This is a genomic window from Streptomyces sp. NPDC058239 (genome assembly GCF_042882185.1).
Lineage (GTDB): Bacteria > Actinomycetota > Actinomycetes > Streptomycetales > Streptomycetaceae > Streptomyces.
The window spans coordinates 92,293-108,972 of sequence record NZ_JBHVWS010000006.1 but is presented as its reverse complement, the minus strand read 5'-3'; the positions used below and the strand labels follow the sequence as shown (position 1 = coordinate 108,972).

The 16,680-nt window shown below is 69.5% G+C and carries 14 protein-coding genes and 1 riboswitch; of the genes, 13 read left to right on the top strand and 1 reads right to left on the bottom strand.

What is annotated here, in order from left to right; genetic code table 11:
* Positions 1-30 precede the first annotated feature (30 nt).
* Positions 31-2,511, bottom strand: coding sequence for a YfhO family protein (locus ACFVYE_RS10470; RefSeq protein ID WP_389605012.1), 2,481 nt, complete (start codon positions 2,509-2,511; stop codon positions 31-33).
* Between the two features lie 123 nt (positions 2,512-2,634).
* Between ACFVYE_RS10470 and ACFVYE_RS10465 the strand changes: the two genes are divergently transcribed.
* The 13 genes from ACFVYE_RS10465 to ACFVYE_RS10405 all read left to right on the top strand — a co-directional run bounded on the left by ACFVYE_RS10465 (position 2,635) and on the right by ACFVYE_RS10405 (position 16,674).
* Positions 2,635-3,600 (top strand): glycosyltransferase family 2 protein, encoded by a 966-nt coding sequence (locus ACFVYE_RS10465; protein ID WP_383960555.1) that lies wholly within the window; start codon positions 2,635-2,637, stop codon positions 3,598-3,600.
* On the top strand, positions 3,597-3,998 hold the full coding sequence (locus ACFVYE_RS10460) for a GtrA family protein (protein WP_383960554.1): 402 nt from the start codon (positions 3,597-3,599) through the stop codon (positions 3,996-3,998). Before ACFVYE_RS10465 ends, ACFVYE_RS10460 begins: the two co-directional genes overlap by 4 nt.
* A gap of 148 nt (positions 3,999-4,146) precedes the next feature.
* Positions 4,147-4,803: a SurA N-terminal domain-containing protein gene (locus ACFVYE_RS10455; protein WP_383960551.1), complete on the top strand. Its 657-nt coding sequence runs from the start codon at positions 4,147-4,149 to the stop codon at positions 4,801-4,803.
* A gap of 47 nt (positions 4,804-4,850) precedes the next feature.
* Complete coding sequence (locus ACFVYE_RS10450) at positions 4,851-5,813, top strand: nucleoside triphosphate pyrophosphohydrolase (protein ID WP_383960548.1); 963 nt, start codon at positions 4,851-4,853, stop codon at positions 5,811-5,813.
* Between the two features lie 9 nt (positions 5,814-5,822).
* Positions 5,823-7,136 carry a cytochrome P450 gene (locus ACFVYE_RS10445; protein ID WP_383960546.1) on the top strand — a complete coding sequence of 438 codons (1,314 nt, stop codon included), beginning with the start codon at positions 5,823-5,825 and terminating at the stop codon, positions 7,134-7,136.
* Between the two features lie 105 nt (positions 7,137-7,241).
* Entirely contained in the window at positions 7,242-8,186 is a 945-nt protein-coding gene (locus tag ACFVYE_RS10440) for a transglycosylase family protein (protein ID WP_383960543.1), read from the top strand.
* A 299-nt stretch (positions 8,187-8,485) separates the two neighbouring features.
* A riboswitch (cyclic di-AMP (ydaO/yuaA leader) is annotated at positions 8,486-8,657 on the top strand.
* 3 nt (positions 8,658-8,660) lie between these two features.
* The gene (locus ACFVYE_RS10435) at positions 8,661-9,416 is read left to right on the top strand and encodes a transglycosylase family protein (RefSeq protein WP_383960541.1); all 756 of its coding nucleotides are present in this window, start codon (positions 8,661-8,663) and stop codon (positions 9,414-9,416) included.
* 312 nt (positions 9,417-9,728) lie between these two features.
* A complete protein-coding gene (gene eno, locus ACFVYE_RS10430; RefSeq protein ID WP_030926869.1) occupies positions 9,729-11,009 on the top strand; it encodes a phosphopyruvate hydratase in 1,281 nt (426 codons plus the stop codon).
* Between the two features lie 102 nt (positions 11,010-11,111).
* Positions 11,112-11,582, top strand: coding sequence for a septum formation initiator family protein (locus ACFVYE_RS10425; protein WP_383960538.1), 471 nt, complete (start codon positions 11,112-11,114; stop codon positions 11,580-11,582).
* Positions 11,583-11,641: 59 nt separating this feature from the next.
* Complete coding sequence (locus tag ACFVYE_RS10420; protein WP_389605007.1) at positions 11,642-12,184, top strand: DUF501 domain-containing protein; 543 nt, start codon at positions 11,642-11,644, stop codon at positions 12,182-12,184.
* A gap of 73 nt (positions 12,185-12,257) precedes the next feature.
* A complete protein-coding gene (locus tag ACFVYE_RS10415) occupies positions 12,258-13,199 on the top strand; it encodes an exopolyphosphatase (RefSeq protein ID WP_383960532.1) in 942 nt (313 codons plus the stop codon).
* Between the two features lie 461 nt (positions 13,200-13,660).
* Entirely contained in the window at positions 13,661-15,046 is a 1,386-nt protein-coding gene (locus tag ACFVYE_RS10410) for an NAD(P)/FAD-dependent oxidoreductase (RefSeq protein WP_383960530.1), read from the top strand.
* A gap of 323 nt (positions 15,047-15,369) precedes the next feature.
* Positions 15,370-16,674, top strand: a complete 1,305-nt coding sequence (locus tag ACFVYE_RS10405; RefSeq protein ID WP_383960527.1) for a class I SAM-dependent methyltransferase — start codon at positions 15,370-15,372, stop codon at positions 16,672-16,674.
* Positions 16,675-16,680: the final 6 nt, after the last annotated feature.

Here is a 16,680-nt window from a genome sequence, read left to right as displayed (position 1 = left end):
CGCCCCGGTCGCGATCGTGGGCTGGTTCCCTCAGGCCGGACCCCGCCGTCGCCGCCGCGCCCCCCACACCCCGGCCCCCAGCAGGACGAGCACCGCGCCCGTGCCCACCGTCGCACCCGCCCGCAGGCCCGGGGGCCGGAACGTGCAGTCGACGGAGGTGCCGCGGGCGGGGACCGGTGCGGAGACCAGGCCCAGATAGCTGTCGGCGGGCCGCCCCTGGCAGCTCCAGCCCGCGATCCGGGGCGCGGCGATCACGACCGTTCCGGTGCTGCCGGGCGGCAGTTCGGCCCGTATGCCGTCGGCGGTGACATGGACGGCGGTCGCACCTGTGCGCTTCAGACCGGCGATCGCCGAGGCCAGCCGGGACCGGTCCAGGCAGCCGATCGCCTCGTGCGGCACGGTCCCTTCGCGCACGGAGGTCAGCGTGACCACCACCGGCGCGCTCCCGCCCGCCGTCCCCAGGCGCTCCATCGGGGCGCGGCGGGCCGGGAGCTGCCCCTTGAGTTCGACCTCCGGGCCCTTGCCGAGCCGTGCAGAGCCGAACAGGTCGGGCGTCCACAGATATGCCTCCGAGGCGGCCGGACAGTGGGCGGTCAGCGTGTACGTACCGCGTCCCACCCGGTAGTCGTACGCACCCCGGTCCGTCACCGCGCCACCCGCCGCCGCGCGCAGCACCGTCTTCGGGACCGTGTAGACCGCCGAGCCGAGCAGCTCCTCCTGGTTCCGGAACGGCGACCGGCCGAAGGGCACGGGCCCGCCCGGCCGTCGTACCGTCACCAGTGGCGGCGCCTCCTCGCGGCTCACCGTCACCGGCCGGTCGTCCGGGGCGTTCCACACCTGATACGGATCGCGCGGCCCGCGCACCCGCGCACCGACCGAGAAGATCGCGTCCGTGACGGGGTTGTCGAGGCTCTGCACGGCCCGGCCGTTCGACGTCCACCCGCCGCCCAGCGCCCGCAGCGTGCGGGTCAGCACGGCCGGGGTGTGGCTGCTGTAGTACGCGGCGCCCTGCCCGCCCACCAGCAGCGGATCGTTCGCGGTGGTCTGCTCCCGGCCGGGGTCCGTGCGATAGCGCGGCCAGCCGTCGGCGCCCGCTACTGCCGCCGCCTGTATCCGCTGCCGCTCGCCCCAGGGCGCGTAGTGGTCGAGCCGGTTCAGCTTCTGCCGGTCGGCGAACGCGGTGGTCGCGGCGGCCTGCCCGGCCTGTGCGCCGATCAGCAGCACGGCGGCGAGCACCGCGAACCTCCGGCCGCGCCCGACCAGCAGGAGCGCACCCACCGCCGCCACCAGACCGGCCGCGAACAGCGGATACGTCCAACGCGTGACCAGACCGCTGATGCCGGCTCCGGCCGCGAGCAGCACCAGCACCGTGCCGCCGCCGAGCAGCGCCCGCCATTTTGGCCAGTCGTACGCGACCGAGATCCAGGCGGCGATCACCACCAGTCCGGCCAGTACGAACGTCTGCCGGTACGGACTGCCGTTGGGTGTGGCGAACGCATGCCAGAGCAGATGCGTCGGCCCCCACTGCAACGACAGCGCGACCCCTGCCACCAGCCCCGCCCACGCCCACCGTTCGCGCCGCGGCACGGACCGCTGGAAGGCCAGCGCACAGGCCAGGAGCAGGGTGCCCGTGCCGAGGAAGAGAGCCGGGGTGAAGAAGCTGTACGTGTTGGGCAGCAGCCGGGCGAGCACATCGGGCCAGGCAGCGGGCGCGAACGTCCGGTCCCAGCCCGGGTAGGCATGCTTCGTCCCCAGATAGACGGGAATCAGGACGGGCGCCGCGAGACCGACGCCGACCCCGACCGTGCAGACCGCACGCACCAGCCCCCGGCCCACCGCCCGCCGGTCCTCCCGCTCCGTGAAGAGCCGGACCGCAAGGACCAGAGCGGCCCCGAGCGTCGCCATGTAGGCCGTGTAGAAGTTGGCCGCCCACACCACCGCGACGAGCAACGGCGCGGCGATGCGGTGCCGCCCCGTCCGGGCCCACTCGGCGGCCAGACAGAGCAGCGGCAGGGCGACCAGACCGTCCAGCCACATCGGGTTGTACGACGCCTCGACGACCGACCAGCCGCACAGCGCGTACGAACCACCGAGCACGCCCGCCGCCCACCAGCGACCGCCGCGCAGCGTCAGCAGCAACAGGGCCATGAGCGCCGCGGCCGACGCCATTTTCAGGACCGTCACCACATAGACCGCGAGGTCCATCCGGTCACGCGGGAAGACCCCGACGAGCAGGGCGAACGGGCTGGTCAGATAGGTGCCGAGATCCGGCAGAAAGCTGGTCCCGTACCCGGACGACCAGTTGAGCAGCACTCCGCCGTCGGCGCTCCCGTGCAGCAGGTCCCACAGCCGGGCGTGGAACGGCACGAACTGATTGCCCAGGTCGTTGACGCTCCGGGTGCGCGGCCCGAACGGAAAGCTGCGCGCCCAGGCATCACCCGCACAGACGGCGGCGACGGTGAGCAGCGCGGCGAGCGAGCCCGCGCGCAGGCGGGGACGGAGAGTCGGCATACGCAGGAATATGCCAGCCTCGAACGTATAAACCCCTGTCTAAATGGGTCAGTTCACTTGATGGACGCCCATCGGTCATATGAAGCATCGGATTCCGACATGTGGACGGGTTGATGTACATCCGTGCTGATCTCGCTGGTGGTGCCTTGTTTCAACGAGGAAGAGATCCTCGAACGTTTCCATGAACGCGTCACGGATGAAATGACCAGACTGGGACATGAATTCCAGCTGGTCTATGTCGACGACGGCAGCGCGGACCGGACCCTGGTGATCCTCCAGGAGCTGGCCGCCGCCGACCCGCGGGCCCGCTATGTCTCCTTCAGCCGGAACTTCGGCAAGGAGGCCGCCATGCTGGCCGGCCTCCAGCACGCCGAGGGCGACGCGGTCGTCATCATGGACGCCGACCTCCAGCACCCGCCGGAGCTCGTGGGCCGGATGATCCAGGAGCACGAGGACGGCTACGACCAGGTGATCGCCCGCCGCACCCGCAAGGGCGACCGCGTCACCCGCACCGTCAGCGCCCGCGCCTACTACTGGCTGATCAACCGCCTGGTGGACGTGGAACTGGTCGACGGCGTCGGCGACTTCAGGCTGCTGTCCCGCCGCACCGTCGATGCCGTGCTGGAACTCACCGAATACAACCGGTTCTCCAAAGGCCTTTTCGCCTGGGTGGGATTCCGCACCACGACCTTCAGTTACGAGAATGCCGTCCGCGAGCAGGGCCGTTCCGCCTGGACCTTCGGAAAGCTTCTCAACTACGGTCTCGACGGGCTTCTCTCCTTCAACAACAAGCCACTGCGCGCAGCGCTCTATCTGGGCATGCTGCTGCTGTCCGTCGCCTTCGCCTACGCAGCGTGGATCGTCGGCGTCGCGCTGGTGCGAGGCGTCGACACCCCCGGCTATGTCACCCTGCTCGTCGTGGTCACCGCCCTTGCCGGGGTCCAGATGGTGATGGTCGGGGTGGTCGGTGAGTATGTCGGCCGTATCTACTACGAGGTGAAGCGGCGCCCGCACTTCCTGGTGAAGGCCACGAACACCCAAGCGGCGCCGCAGCCGATACGGAAGCCCCAGGAGTTCGTACGCCGATGACGGTCAAGGCACAGATGGCCCGATTCGCCCTCGTGGGAGTCGTGAACACCGGCACCTACTACGGCTGCTACCTCGTCCTGCTGACCTGGCTGCCGTACATCGCCGCCCATGTGGTCGCTTTTGCGCTGAGCATGACCGGCTCCTTCTTCCTGAACTCCTACTTCACCTACAGGACCCGTCCGACCTGGCGGAAGTTCCTGCTCTTCCCGCTCACCAACGCCGCCAACTTCGTCATCACGACCGGCGGTGTCTATCTGCTGGTCGACCTCGCCGGGTTCAGCAGCCGGTACGCGCCGCTGGTCGCGGCCGCGGCGGCCATCCCGATCACATTCGTCGTCTCGCGCACGATCATGCTGCGCCCGGACAGCAAGGTCCCGGCGGCCGAACGCGTGTCCTGAGCGTCGCCGGGCACCCCTGAGAGGGCCCACATCCCCAACTCCTTCCGAATCGTTGGTCGAACCAGTGGCCCCAACCACATCCACTGCCTAACATCGATCACCGCAAGGTCTTGTGCACTGATGCACAAACTCTCCCCGGGAGGTTCCTTTGCACCGCCGCCGTCGCACCGCGCTCACCGTCTCCGCCGCCCTGCTCGCCGGCGCCCCACTTCTGACCGCCTGCGGCGGCCAGGCCCACCCGGGCGCCGCGGCCCTCGTGGGCGGGGACCGGATCGAGGTGTCCACGCTCCAGGGCCAGGTGGCGGCCGTACGCGAGGCCCAGCGTGATTCGAAGGACGCGTCCCAGCTCATCGACAAGTCCGGGCAGCTCAGCCGGGCCAAGCTGCACGGCATGATCTTCGACCGGGTCCTGGACCGGGCCGCGCAGGACGCGGGCGTGACCGTCAGCCGCAACGAGATCCAGCAGATGCGGAAGGCGGCGGCCGCCCAGTCCGGCGGAGAGGCGCAGCTGCGGACGGCGATGCTCCAGCAGAGCTGGGTCGCCCCCGGCCAGATCGATGCCGTCCTGCGCGAGCAGGTCCAGCTGACGAAGCTGGCCCAGGCGCTCGGCGCCGACCTGCAGCAGCCCGAGGGGCAGCAGGCCGTCGGCGATGCGCTCAGCAAGGCGTCGAAGGCACTGAAGGTCGACGTCAATCCGCGCTACGGCACCTGGGACAACAAGCAGACCCAGCTCGCCAACTACAAGGCTCCCTGGATCACCCAGGTCACCAAGCCCGCGGAGACGGGTGTCGGGGCCGGCGCCTAGAAGGCTGCGGAAAACGACGAGCGGACCGACCGGGGTAGATTCGAACGGTGAACGCTGAAGACCCCGGCCGTATCGTCCTGCTCACCGCCAGCCACCGCGTCGCGCCCGGACTTCTGTCCTGGCCCGCCTGGCAGACGCTGCACGCCGCCGACCGGGTGCTCTGCGCCGAGCAGGACCACCCGCAGCTGCCGTATCTGCGCGAGGCGGGCGTCGGCGTCGAGCATTCCGCGCCCACCGCGCAGGAGCTCGTCGACGCCTGCGCGGGCGGCCGGACCGTCGTGGTCGTCACCGGCGGCGAGGGCAACCAGCCGCTGACGGACGGGCTGGCCCGGCTCGCCGGTTCGGGCCGGGTGCAGATGCCGGACCTGGAGCTGCTGCCCGGTTCGTACGATCTGCCGGGCGCCCGGCTCCTCGATCTGGTCCAGGTCATGGACCGGATCCGGATCGAATGCCCCTGGACCTCGCAGAAGACCCACAAGGGCCTCGCCAAGTACGCCATCGAGGAGGCGTACGAACTCGTCGAGGCGATCGAGGACGGTGACCGCGACGAGCTGCGCGAGGAGCTCGGGGACGTACTCCTGCAGGTCGTCTTCCACGCCCGGATCGCCGAGGAGGCCGAGGACGAGCCGTTCTCCGTCGACGACGTGGCCGCGACCCTCGTCGAGAAGCTGATCCACCGCCACCCGCACGTCTTCGGCGACGAGAGTGCCGAGACCCCGGAGGACGTTCACGCCCACTGGCTGCGGACCAAGGCCATCGAGAAGCAGCGGGACTCGGTCACCGACGGAGTCCCGCTCGGCCAGCCCGGGCTGGCGCTCGCGGCGAAACTGGCCGGCCGGGTCCGTACCGCAGGACTCGATGTGCCGCTCCCCACGGGCGACGGCATCGGTTACGAGCTCCTCGCCCTCGCCGTACGCGCCGAACGGGACGGCGTCGACCCCGAAGCCGCACTGCGGGCCGCGGGCCGCGCCTACCGGGACGCCATCCGGGCGGCGGAGGGCAACGGATAACGTCGGGGGGTGAACCACAGCCCCGCCGACCGCCCAGCCGATCACCCCGCCGCCTGCCCCGCCGGCGCCCCCGAACTCTTCACCTGGGAGTTCGCCACCGACCCGTACCCGGCCTACGCCTGGTTGCGCGAGCACAGTCCCGTGCACCGGACCGCGCTGCCCAGCGGTGTCGAGGCCTGGCTCGTGACCCGGTACGCCGACGCCCGGCAGGCGCTCGCCGACACCCGGCTCTCCAAGAACCCGGCGCACCACGCCGAGCCGGCGCACGCGAAGGGCAAGACGGGCATCCCGGGCGAGCGCAAGGCGGAGCTGATGACGCATCTGCTGAACATCGACCCGCCCGATCACACCCGGCTGCGCCGCCTCGTCTCCAAGGCGTTCACCCCGCGCCGGGTCGCCGAGTTCGCGCCGCGGGTGCAGGAACTGACGGACCACCTCATCGACCGCTTCATCGCGGAGGGGAAGGCGGACCTCATCCACGACTTCGCGTTCCCGCTGCCCATCTACGCGATCTGCGATCTGCTCGGCGTCCCGCGCGAGGACCAGGACGACTTCCGGGACTGGGCGGGCATGATGATCCGCCACGGCGGCGGCCCGCGCGGCGGGGTGGCCAGGTCGGTGAAGAAGATGCGCGGCTATCTCGCCGAACTGATCCACCGCAAGCGGGAGAACCCGGGGGACGACCTGATCTCGGGGCTGATCCGGGCCAGCGACCACGGCGAGCACCTCACCGAGAACGAGGCCGCGGCCATGGCCTTCATCCTGCTCTTCGCCGGCTTCGAGACGACGGTCAACCTCATCGGCAACGGGGTGTACGCCCTGCTGCGCAACCCCGCGCAGCGCGAGCGGCTGCAGCACTCCCTCGACGCGCAGGAGAGCGATCTGCTGGAGACCGGGATCGAGGAACTGCTGCGGTACGACGGCCCGGTGGAGCTGGCGACCTGGCGGTTCGCCACCGAGCCGCTGACGCTCGGCGGGCAGGACATCGCGGCCGGCGACCCCGTACTCGTCGTACTCGCCGCAGCCGACCGCGACCCGGAGCGCTTCGAGGACCCCGACACGCTCGACCTCGCACGGCGTGACAATCAGCACCTCGGATACGGGCACGGCATCCACTACTGCCTGGGAGCACCGCTCGCCCGACTGGAGGGACAGACCGCGCTCGCGACGCTCATGAGGCGCCTTCCGGATCTGCGGCTTGCGGTGGAACCTACCGATTTGCGGTGGCGTGGTGGGCTCATCATGCGTGGACTGCGCACTCTGCCTGTGGAGTTCGCGCCGGGGTCCGCCCCGACGCAAAGTGACACTTCGTCAACTCTGTGACTTTCACGTGATCTGCGCTGCATCGACTTGTGACACACGTTCGAGTCCCGCTAGGTTCACCGTTCGACTCACCAGTCACTCGTCAGTCACACGGAAGGCAACCCCATGGGCTCCGCGAACGGCAGACACCGTCGCCCTCGTCAGGCACCCGCCATCGTCGTCGCCGCGGGCGTGACCGGATCGGCCATCGCCATCCCGCTGCTCGGCGCGGCCGGTGCGCACGCGGCCGAGGCCACGACCTGGGACCGGGTGGCGGAGTGCGAGAGCGGCGGCATGTGGAGCGCCGACCTCGGCAACGGCTTCTACGGCGGGCTGCAGTTCTCGCAGGAGACCTGGAAGTCGTACGGCGGCGAGGCGTACGCCCCGCGTGCCGACCTCGCCAGCCGCGCGCAGCAGATAGCCGTGGCCCAGAAGGTCCTGGACGACAAGGGCCCGCAGGCGTGGCCCAGCTGTGCGGTCATCTCCGGCCTCGCGGTGGACGGGACGCTGCCGGGTGTCGACCCGGGGTCCGCGCCCTCCTCCGAGCCGACGCAGAGCGCGGAGGAGGCTGACGGTGCGTCGGCGGCCCCGTCCGATGACGCCACGCCGTCGGACAGCGCCTCGGACGCTACGGGCGGCTCGAAGGGTTCGAAGAGCGCCGACAAGTCGGCCGGCAAGGCCAAGACGTCCGCGAAGCCTTCCGCCACCGCGTCGGCCACTCCGTCCACCAAGATGCCCGATTCATCCGGCTCATCCGATTCATCCGATGGTGTCGGTGGCAAGCACCGTGGCGCACCGGCTCCCGAAGCGAGTCAGGACGCGAACGGCGCCGACCGCGAGTCGGGCCGCCATGCCTCCCGCGGTGACGCCGACGCGCGCGACGCGGGCGCTTCGGCCGCCGACGGTACGTACACCGTGCACCCCGGCGACAACCTCTGGGCGATTGCTGACGCACAGAAGGTTGCCGGTGGCTGGCCCGCGCTCTATGAGGCCAACAAGGATGCCGTCGGCTCCGATCCGGACCTCATCCTCCCTGGCCAGAGCCTCGATCTCGATGTGAAGGCCGAGTGAGGACAGTCTGAAAATCGGTTAAAAGAGCCTCGAAAACTGGGGTAGTTCAGGGACCTATGTCCGCTTATGTGTAAGTGAGACATGGGTCTCTTTGCGTCAACTGGCGTGTCGCGCCTGGGGAACCCTTCCGCACCGCCCCCACCTGCGAAAACGACGGTTCCTCAGATGCAAGTAGGGGAAGATTGTCCGATGTGTCCGTCTTTGAATGTGAGGGTTGCGTATGTTTACGGTCGGAACCGCTCGCACCGCGGGCCCCGTCGACCGTCACGCCGAATCCTGCCGTCGGTCGAAGGGAACAGACGCGTAAAGCGCCGTAGGCAGGAGCGGGGGACCCAGGTAAGCGCCGGGCCCGATCGTCGAGAGACGCATCAGGACCGGCTTGGGGTGAAGTCGCGTGCTAGGACGTGCGACCGGGCAACTCACTTGGCCCGAACCCGACAGCTCACCTCGTAGGCGTCGGTGAGGAGAAGTTCCATGCTGTTTTCCAGCAAGGGCAAGCACCGCCGCCCGTCCAAGGCCGTCCGTATCGCCACGCTCGCCGGTGTCGCCGGTACCGCTGTCGCCGTACCGCTGATGGGCGCGACCGGCGCCTCCGCCGCCTCCGTCGCCACCTGGGACGCCGTCGCCCAGTGCGAGTCCGGTGGCAACTGGTCCATCAACACCGGCAACGGCTACTACGGCGGTCTGCAGTTCTCGCAGTCCAGCTGGGCGGCCGCCGGTGGTACGCAGTACGCCCCCCGTGCCGACCTGGCCACCAAGGCTCAGCAGATCACCGTCGCCGAGAAGCTCCTCGACATGCAGGGGCCGGGTGCCTGGGGCTGCGCCGGTGCCGGCAACCTGACCAATGACGGTGTCGACCCGGGCGTCGACGCCGGCTCCTCCTCGAACTCCACCTCCAGCTCCAACGCCACCGAGCAGAAGAGCACCCCGGCCGCGCCGAAGCAGGCCCAGCCGGAGAAGGCCGAGCGCACCGAGGCCCCGGCCGCCTCCCGCTCGGACCGCTCCGCCGCCCCGCAGGCCGAGTCGAAGAAGACCGTCACCACCCCGACCGGCGAGAAGGTCAAGAGGGGCGACGGCGAGTACAAGGTCGCCGCCGGCGACTCCCTGAGCGAGATCGCCGCCGACCACAAGGTCAAGGGCGGCTGGCAGCAGCTGTTCGAGCTGAACAAGGACATCGTCAAGGACGCCGACCTGATCTACCCGGGTCAGCAGCTCCACCTGACGAAGTAGTCCGGGCTCTCCCCCTGAGCACCCCGGCCCGGCGCGCAATCCCCCGTATGCGCCGGGCCGGGGTTTCCGCGTGACGCGTCACCTCTGTGTCGTCTGTCGAACAGGGACGCCGACTATGGGTGATCGTTCAACTGTTGTAGTTACTGACCAGTAAAATTCTGACCGTTTGTCAGGCAATGTGCGTTCTTGGGTCCTTTTTCGTCCCAGGGGGCGGGCGGTCGTCCGGCTGAGCGGGCCGGGCCGGTTAGGCTCTTGTCGCAAGGCCAAAGTGACCCTGCACAATCAGTGTCATATCCCAGAAGGAGATGCCTCGTGCCGTCCATCGACGTCGTCGTAGCCCGGGAAATCCTCGACTCCCGGGGGAACCCCACGGTCGAGGTCGAGGTTGGCCTCGACGACGGCAGCACGGGTCGTGCTGCTGTGCCGTCCGGCGCCTCCACCGGTGCGTTCGAGGCCATTGAGCTTCGCGACGGTGACCCCAACCGTTACCAGGGCAAGGGCGTCGAGAAGGCCGTCCTCGCCGTGATCGAGCAGATCGGCCCGGAGCTCGTCGGCTACGACGCGACCGAGCAGCGGCTGATCGACCAGGCGATGTTCGACCTGGACGCCACCGAGAACAAGGGTTCGCTCGGCGCCAACGCCATCCTCGGCGTCTCGCTGGCCGTCGCCCACGCCGCCTCCGAGGCCTCGGACCTGCCGCTGTTCCGCTACCTCGGTGGCCCGAACGCGCACCTGCTGCCCGTCCCGATGATGAACATCCTCAACGGTGGGTCGCACGCCGACTCCAACGTGGACATCCAGGAGTTCATGATCGCCCCGATCGGCGCGGAGTCCTTCTCCGAGGCCCTGCGCTGGGGCGCCGAGGTCTACCACACGCTGAAGAAGGTCCTGAAGACCAAGGGTCTTTCGACCGGTCTCGGCGACGAGGGCGGCTTCGCGCCGAACCTGGAGTCGAACCGCGCCGCCCTCGACCTCATCCTCGAGGCCATCAAGGAAGCCGGCTACGCCCCGGGCAAGGACATCGCGCTCGCGCTCGACGTCGCCGCGTCCGAGTTCTACAAGGACGGCAAGTACGAGTTCGAGGGCAAGTCCCGCTCGGCCGCCGAGATGACCGAGTACTACGAGGAGCTCGTCTCCGCGTACCCGCTGGTCTCCATCGAGGACCCGCTGTACGAGGACGACTGGGCCGGCTGGAACGTCATCACCCAGAAGCTCGGCGCCAAGGTGCAGATCGTCGGCGACGACCTGTTCGTCACCAACCCGGAGCGTCTGGCCCGCGGCATCGAGGAGGGCTCCGCCAACGCCCTGCTCGTCAAGGTCAACCAGATCGGTTCGCTGACCGAGACCCTGGACGCCGTCGAGCTGGCCCAGCGCAACGGCTTCAAGTGCATGATGTCCCACCGCTCCGGCGAGACCGAGGACGTCACCATCGCCGACCTCGCCGTCGCGGTGAACTGCGGTCAGATCAAGACCGGCGCCCCGGCCCGCTCGGACCGCGTCGCCAAGTACAACCAGCTGCTGCGCATCGAGGAGATCCTCGACGACGCCGCGGTGTACGCGGGCCGCTCGGCGTTCCCGCGCTTCAAGGGCTGAGCACCGGCCCTTCGAGGGCAGAAGTCCCCGGCCTCCGTCCGTCCCCGCACTCGGTCCCGTACCGTGTGCGGGGACGGACGTGCGTAATGGGGAGGCGGAGACATGGCCGCGAAGGACCGGGACCGGTTCTCCACCGCGACCCGGCTGCGGCTGCTCGGCGAGCAGACCGCCGCCCGCGTCTACCGGTCGCAGAGCCGCCGTCAGGCCCGCCGCTCCCGGCTCACCGGCCGGGCGGCCTTCCTCGCTCTCGTCGTCTGTTCCCTGGTGGTCGCCCTCGCGTACCCGATGCGGCAGTACGTGTCGCAGCGGGACGAGATCGCCGAACAGGAGCGTATGGCGCAGGAGGCCGCGGCCCGCACCGAGGAGCTGCGCGACGAGAAGGCGCGCCTCCAGGACGATGCGTACATCAGGCAGCTGGCCCGCAAGCACCTGCACTACCTTCTCCCCGGGGAGACCGGTTACACGGTGATCGACCCCGACGCGGTCAAGGAGCGCAACGGCAAGACGGACGAGTCCGGTCGGCCGTGGCACTCCAATCTCTGGGACGGCGTCGACAGCGCCGACCGCGACTGACTCTCTTCATCCATCTGCAGAACCGCAGTTCGAGCAGCCCGATCAGAACCTAGGCAGGCATGGAAACCCCCCCTCCGCAGACCGAGTCCACCGCGCCCACCGAGGCGGACATCGCCGCGTTCCAGCAGCAGCTGGGCCGCCCGCCGCGCGGGCTGCGCGCGATCGCGCACCGCTGCCCGTGCGGCAACCCGGACGTGGTCGAGACGCAGCCCCGGCTGGAGGACGGTACGCCGTTCCCGACGACGTACTACCTGACGTGTCCGCGTGCCGCTTCCGCGATCGGCACGCTGGAGGCGAACGGCGTCATGAAGGAGATGACCGAGCGCCTCGGTACGGACCCCGAGCTGGCCGCCGCGTACCGGGCCGCGCACGAGGACTACATCGCCCGGCGCGATGCCATCGAGGTCCTCGAGGGCTTCCCGAGCGCGGGGGGCATGCCGGACCGGGTGAAGTGCCTGCACGTGCTGGTCGGGCACTCGCTGGCCGCGGGGCCCGGGGTGAACCCGCTCGGCGACGAGGCGATCGCGATGCTGCCGGAGTGGTGGCGCAAGGGGCCGTGCGTGACGCCCTGCCAGTTGGCGGACGCGGGCGACGAGGCCTGACCGTTCCCGGGGGCTCCGGCCCCCGGCCCCCGCTCCTCGATCGCCGGAGGGGCTTGATTCCACAGGAGCATCCATGACTCGCGTGGCCGCCATCGACTGCGGTACCAACTCCATCCGTCTGCTCGTCGCCGACGCGGACCCGTCCACCGGTGAGCTCGTCGAGCTCGACCGCCGGATGGAGATCGTCCGCCTCGGCCAGGGCGTCGACCGCACCGGCCGGCTCGCGCCCGAGGCCCTGGAGCGGACGTTCGCCGCGTGCCGCCAGTACGCGGAGGTGATCAAGGAGCACGGGGCGCAGAAGGTGCGCTTCGTCGCCACCTCCGCTTCCCGCGACGCGGAGAACAGGGACGAGTTCGTCCGCGGCGTGCTGGACATCCTGGGCGTCGAGCCCGAGGTGATCAGCGGCGACCAGGAGGCGGAGTTCTCCTTCACCGGCGCCACCAAGGAGCTCGCGGGCCGAGATCACCTCGCGAAGCCGTATCTCGTCGTGGACATCGGCGGCGGCTCCACCGAGTTCGTCGTCGGCGACGACCATGTGCGGGCCGCGCGCTCCGTGGACATCGGCTGCGTACGGATGACCGAGCGGCATCTCGTGCACGACGGTGTCGTGAGCGATCCGCCGACCCTCGGTCAGATCACCGCGATCCGCGCCGACATCGACGCCGCCCTCGATCTCGCCGAGGAGAGCGTCCCGCTCACCGGGGCCGCCACTCTCGTCGGCCTCGCCGGGACGGTCACCACGGTCGCCGCGATCGCCCTGGGGCTCGACGTGTACGACTCCGAGGCGATCCACCACTCCCGGATCTCCCTCGGCCAGGTCCAGGAGATCACCGGACGGCTCGTCACCTCCACCCATGCCGAGCGTGCCGCGATCGGTGCGATGCATCCGGGACGGGTCGATGTGATCACCTCGGGAGCGCTGATCCTGCTCGCAGTGATGAAGCGGACCGGGGCACAGGAGATCGTCGTCAGCGAGCACGACATCCTCGACGGAATCGGCTGGTCGATCGCGTAGGTCCGCTCGTGCGCGGGAGGCGTGCGGCGGGCCTTCCGCAGGGTGGGAGAACAGTGCTCATGCGCACTCCGGCCTGCACTTTTGAGCCTTCGTGGGCCACTCGGGGGGCGCCTCGCGAGACACGTCGCAACGAAGTTCGTGAACTTCTTCACAAGGAATTCGGCCCCGCGGGGGGCAGTTCTGGTCCGTATGGGCATCCAGGGCCGCTCGCGGGGTCGTTCCGTGTCGATACGGGACTGTTCCGGACGCGTTGCCGGCGTGTGAATCGGGGCGGTGGTTCACCCGGCCCGGAGGCTCAAGGGCCAGCTCACAGGCGGTGAACAACGTTCGCCGCTGCACCGTGGTTCCCCTCCGGCGCCATGACCTCGGTCACGCGGGCGGCGAAGTGTAGCAGAGGGTGGGCCATACCTTGTGAAGGGGCTCACGAGCATGCCCTCCGAGGGGGGTGGATACTCGATGGCATGAGCACCACGGAGCGTCCCAGGATCCTCGTAGTAGGCGGTGGGTACGTAGGCCTGTACGCAGCTCGGCGCATTCTGAAGAAGATGCGCTACGGCGAGGCGACCGTCACGGTCGTCGACCCCCGGTCGTACATGACCTACCAGCCCTTCCTCCCCGAAGCCGCCGCCGGCAGCATCTCGCCTCGGCATGTCGTCGTCCCGCTGCGACGCGTACTGCCTAAGGCCGAGGTTCTCACCGGCCGCGTCACGACCATCGATCAGGACCGCAAGGTCGCCACGGTCGCGCCGCTCGTCGGCGAGGCCTACGAGCTGCCCTTCGACTACCTGGTCATCGCGATGGGCGCGGTCTCCCGCACCTTCCCGATCCCCGGCCTTGCCGAACAGGGCATCGGCATGAAGGGCATCGAGGAGGCCATCGGCCTGCGCAACCACGTCCTCGAGCAGCTGGACAAGGCCGACTCGACGACCGATGAGGACGTCCGCCGCCGGGCGTTGACGTTCGTCTTCGTGGGCGGCGGGTTCGCCGGTGCGGAGACCATCGGCGAGGTCGAGGACATGGCCCGCGACGCGGCGAAGTACTACACGAGCGTGAAGCGCGAGGACATGCGCTTCATCCTCGTCGACGCCGCCGACAAGATCCTTCCCGAGGTCGGCCCGAAGCTGGGCACCTGGGGCCGGGAGCACCTGGAGTCCCGTGGCGTCGAGGTCTTCCTCTCGACCTCCATGGACTCCTGCGTCGACGGTCATGTCGTGCTGAAGAACGGCCTCGAGGTCGACTCCAACACGATCGTGTGGACGGCCGGCGTGAAGCCGAACCCGGCGCTGGCCCGCTTCGGTCTGCCGCTCGGTCCGCGCGGTCACGTGGACACCTCCGAGAAGCTCCAGGTGCAGGGCACCGACTACATCTGGGCCGCGGGCGACAACGCCCAGGTTCCGGACATGGTCGGCCGCAAGGCCGGCAACCCGAACGCCTGGTGCCCGCCGAACGCCCAGCACGCGCTGCGTCAGGCCAAGGTCCTCGGTGACAACGTCATCTCCGGGATGCGCGGCTTCCCGCAGAAGGACTACAGCCACGCCAACAAGGGTGCGGTCGCCGGTCTGGGTCTGCACAAGGGCGTCGCGATGATCGTCATGGGCAAGATGAAGATCAAGCTCAAGGGCCGTCTCGCCTGGTACATGCACCGTGGGTACCACGGCATGGCGATGCCGACCTGGAACCGTAAGATCCGGATCTTCGCCGACTGGACCCTTGCGATGTTCCTCAAGCGCGAGGTCGTCTCGCTCGGCGCCATGGAGACGCCGCGCGAGGAGTTCTACGAGGCCGCCAAGCCGGCCCCGGCACCGGCCGTCGCCAAGGCCGAGGGCGAGAAGGCCAAGGCCTCCTAGTCCGCCCGCGGGTCCACTCGCCCGCGCAGTACGTGCACAACGCCCGAAGGGGCCGTCCGCCATCCGTGGTGCGGGCGGCCCCTTCGGTGTGTCGGGCCGCCGCGTGACGAGGCACGGTGCGGGGGCCCGATGGCGGCGCACCAAGTGATACATGTGCCATACAGGTATTTTGCCGTTCCATTGCGCTGTAGCGGGATGGTGCGTGCTCCGGCGACTGTTGACGGTGTAGTACCTCGTCGTGGCGCCGCGGGTGCTCGGCGTGGTTGCAGGCATGTTTGGACATGTTTGGGCACATTGGGAACACCATCACGGAGGTGTGCGCCATGGCAGACGCCGCATTGCGGCTGACCGCTCTCGCGGAGGAGTTGCTGGGAGAAAGGCTGCCGGTCCGTATCCGGGCCTGGGACGGCAGCGAATCCGGACCGCCCGGTGCCCCCGTCCTCGTCATCCACAGCCGCCGCGCGCTGCGCCGGCTGCTCTGGAAGCCCGGTGAACTGGGCCTGGCCCGCGCCTGGGTGGCGGGCGAACTCGACATCGAAGGTGATCTGTACGAGGCCCTGGATCTGATGGCCTCGCTGATCTGGGACCGGGGCGTGGAGGCCAAGGACAGCGTCCACCCGGTCCGCGACCCGAAGGTGCGGGCCTTCGCCAAAGGGCTGTTGCAGCTCGCCGGCCCCTGGCTCCCGCCGCCCCCGCCGCCCGAGGAGGTACGCCGCCGCACCGGCACCCTCCACACCAAGCGCCGCGACAAGGAGGCCATCAGCCACCACTACGACGTGGGCAATGACTTCTACGAACTGGTCCTCGGCCCGTCCATGGTCTACTCCTGCGCCTACTGGGAGGACGACGGGAATCTTGAGGACGCCCAGCGCGACAAGCTCGACCTGGTCTGCCGCAAGCTCGCGCTGAAGGAGGGCGACCGCCTTCTCGACGTCGGCTGCGGCTGGGGCTCCATGGCCATCCATGCGGCCCGCGAGTACGGTGCCCGGGTCACCGGAGTGACCCTCTCCGTCGAACAGGCCGCCTACGCCAGGAAGCGCATCGCGGAAAAGGGCCTGACCGACCGGATCGAGATCCGGGTCCAGGACTACCGGGACGTCAGGGACGGCCCGTACGACGCCATCTCGTCCATCGGCATGGCGGAACACGTCGGCTCGGTCCGCTTCCGCGAATACGCCGACGACCTCTACGCGCTCCTCAAGCCCGGCGGCCGGCTGCTCAACCACCAGATCGCCCGCCGCCCCGAGAAGGACGAGTCCGCGTACCACGTGGACGAGTTCATCGACGCCTATGTCTTCCCGGACGGCGAACTGGCCCCGGTGGGACGGACCGTGGCCACCCTCGAGGAAGCCGGCTTCGAGGCACGTGACGTCGAGTCGATCCGCGAGCACTACGCACTGACCCTGCGCAGCTGGGTCACCAACCTGGAGGAGAACTGGGACCGTGCGGTCCGGATGGCCTCGCCGGGACGGGCCAGGGTCTGGCGCCTCTACATGGCCGCCTCCGCCCTCTCCTTCGAACACAACAAGATCGGCGTCAACCAGATCCTCGTGGTGCGCCCGGCGGAGGGCGGGGCCGCCCGCATGCCGCTGCGGGCCCGCGACTGGAGGGCGTCGGCGACCGGCTGACACCGG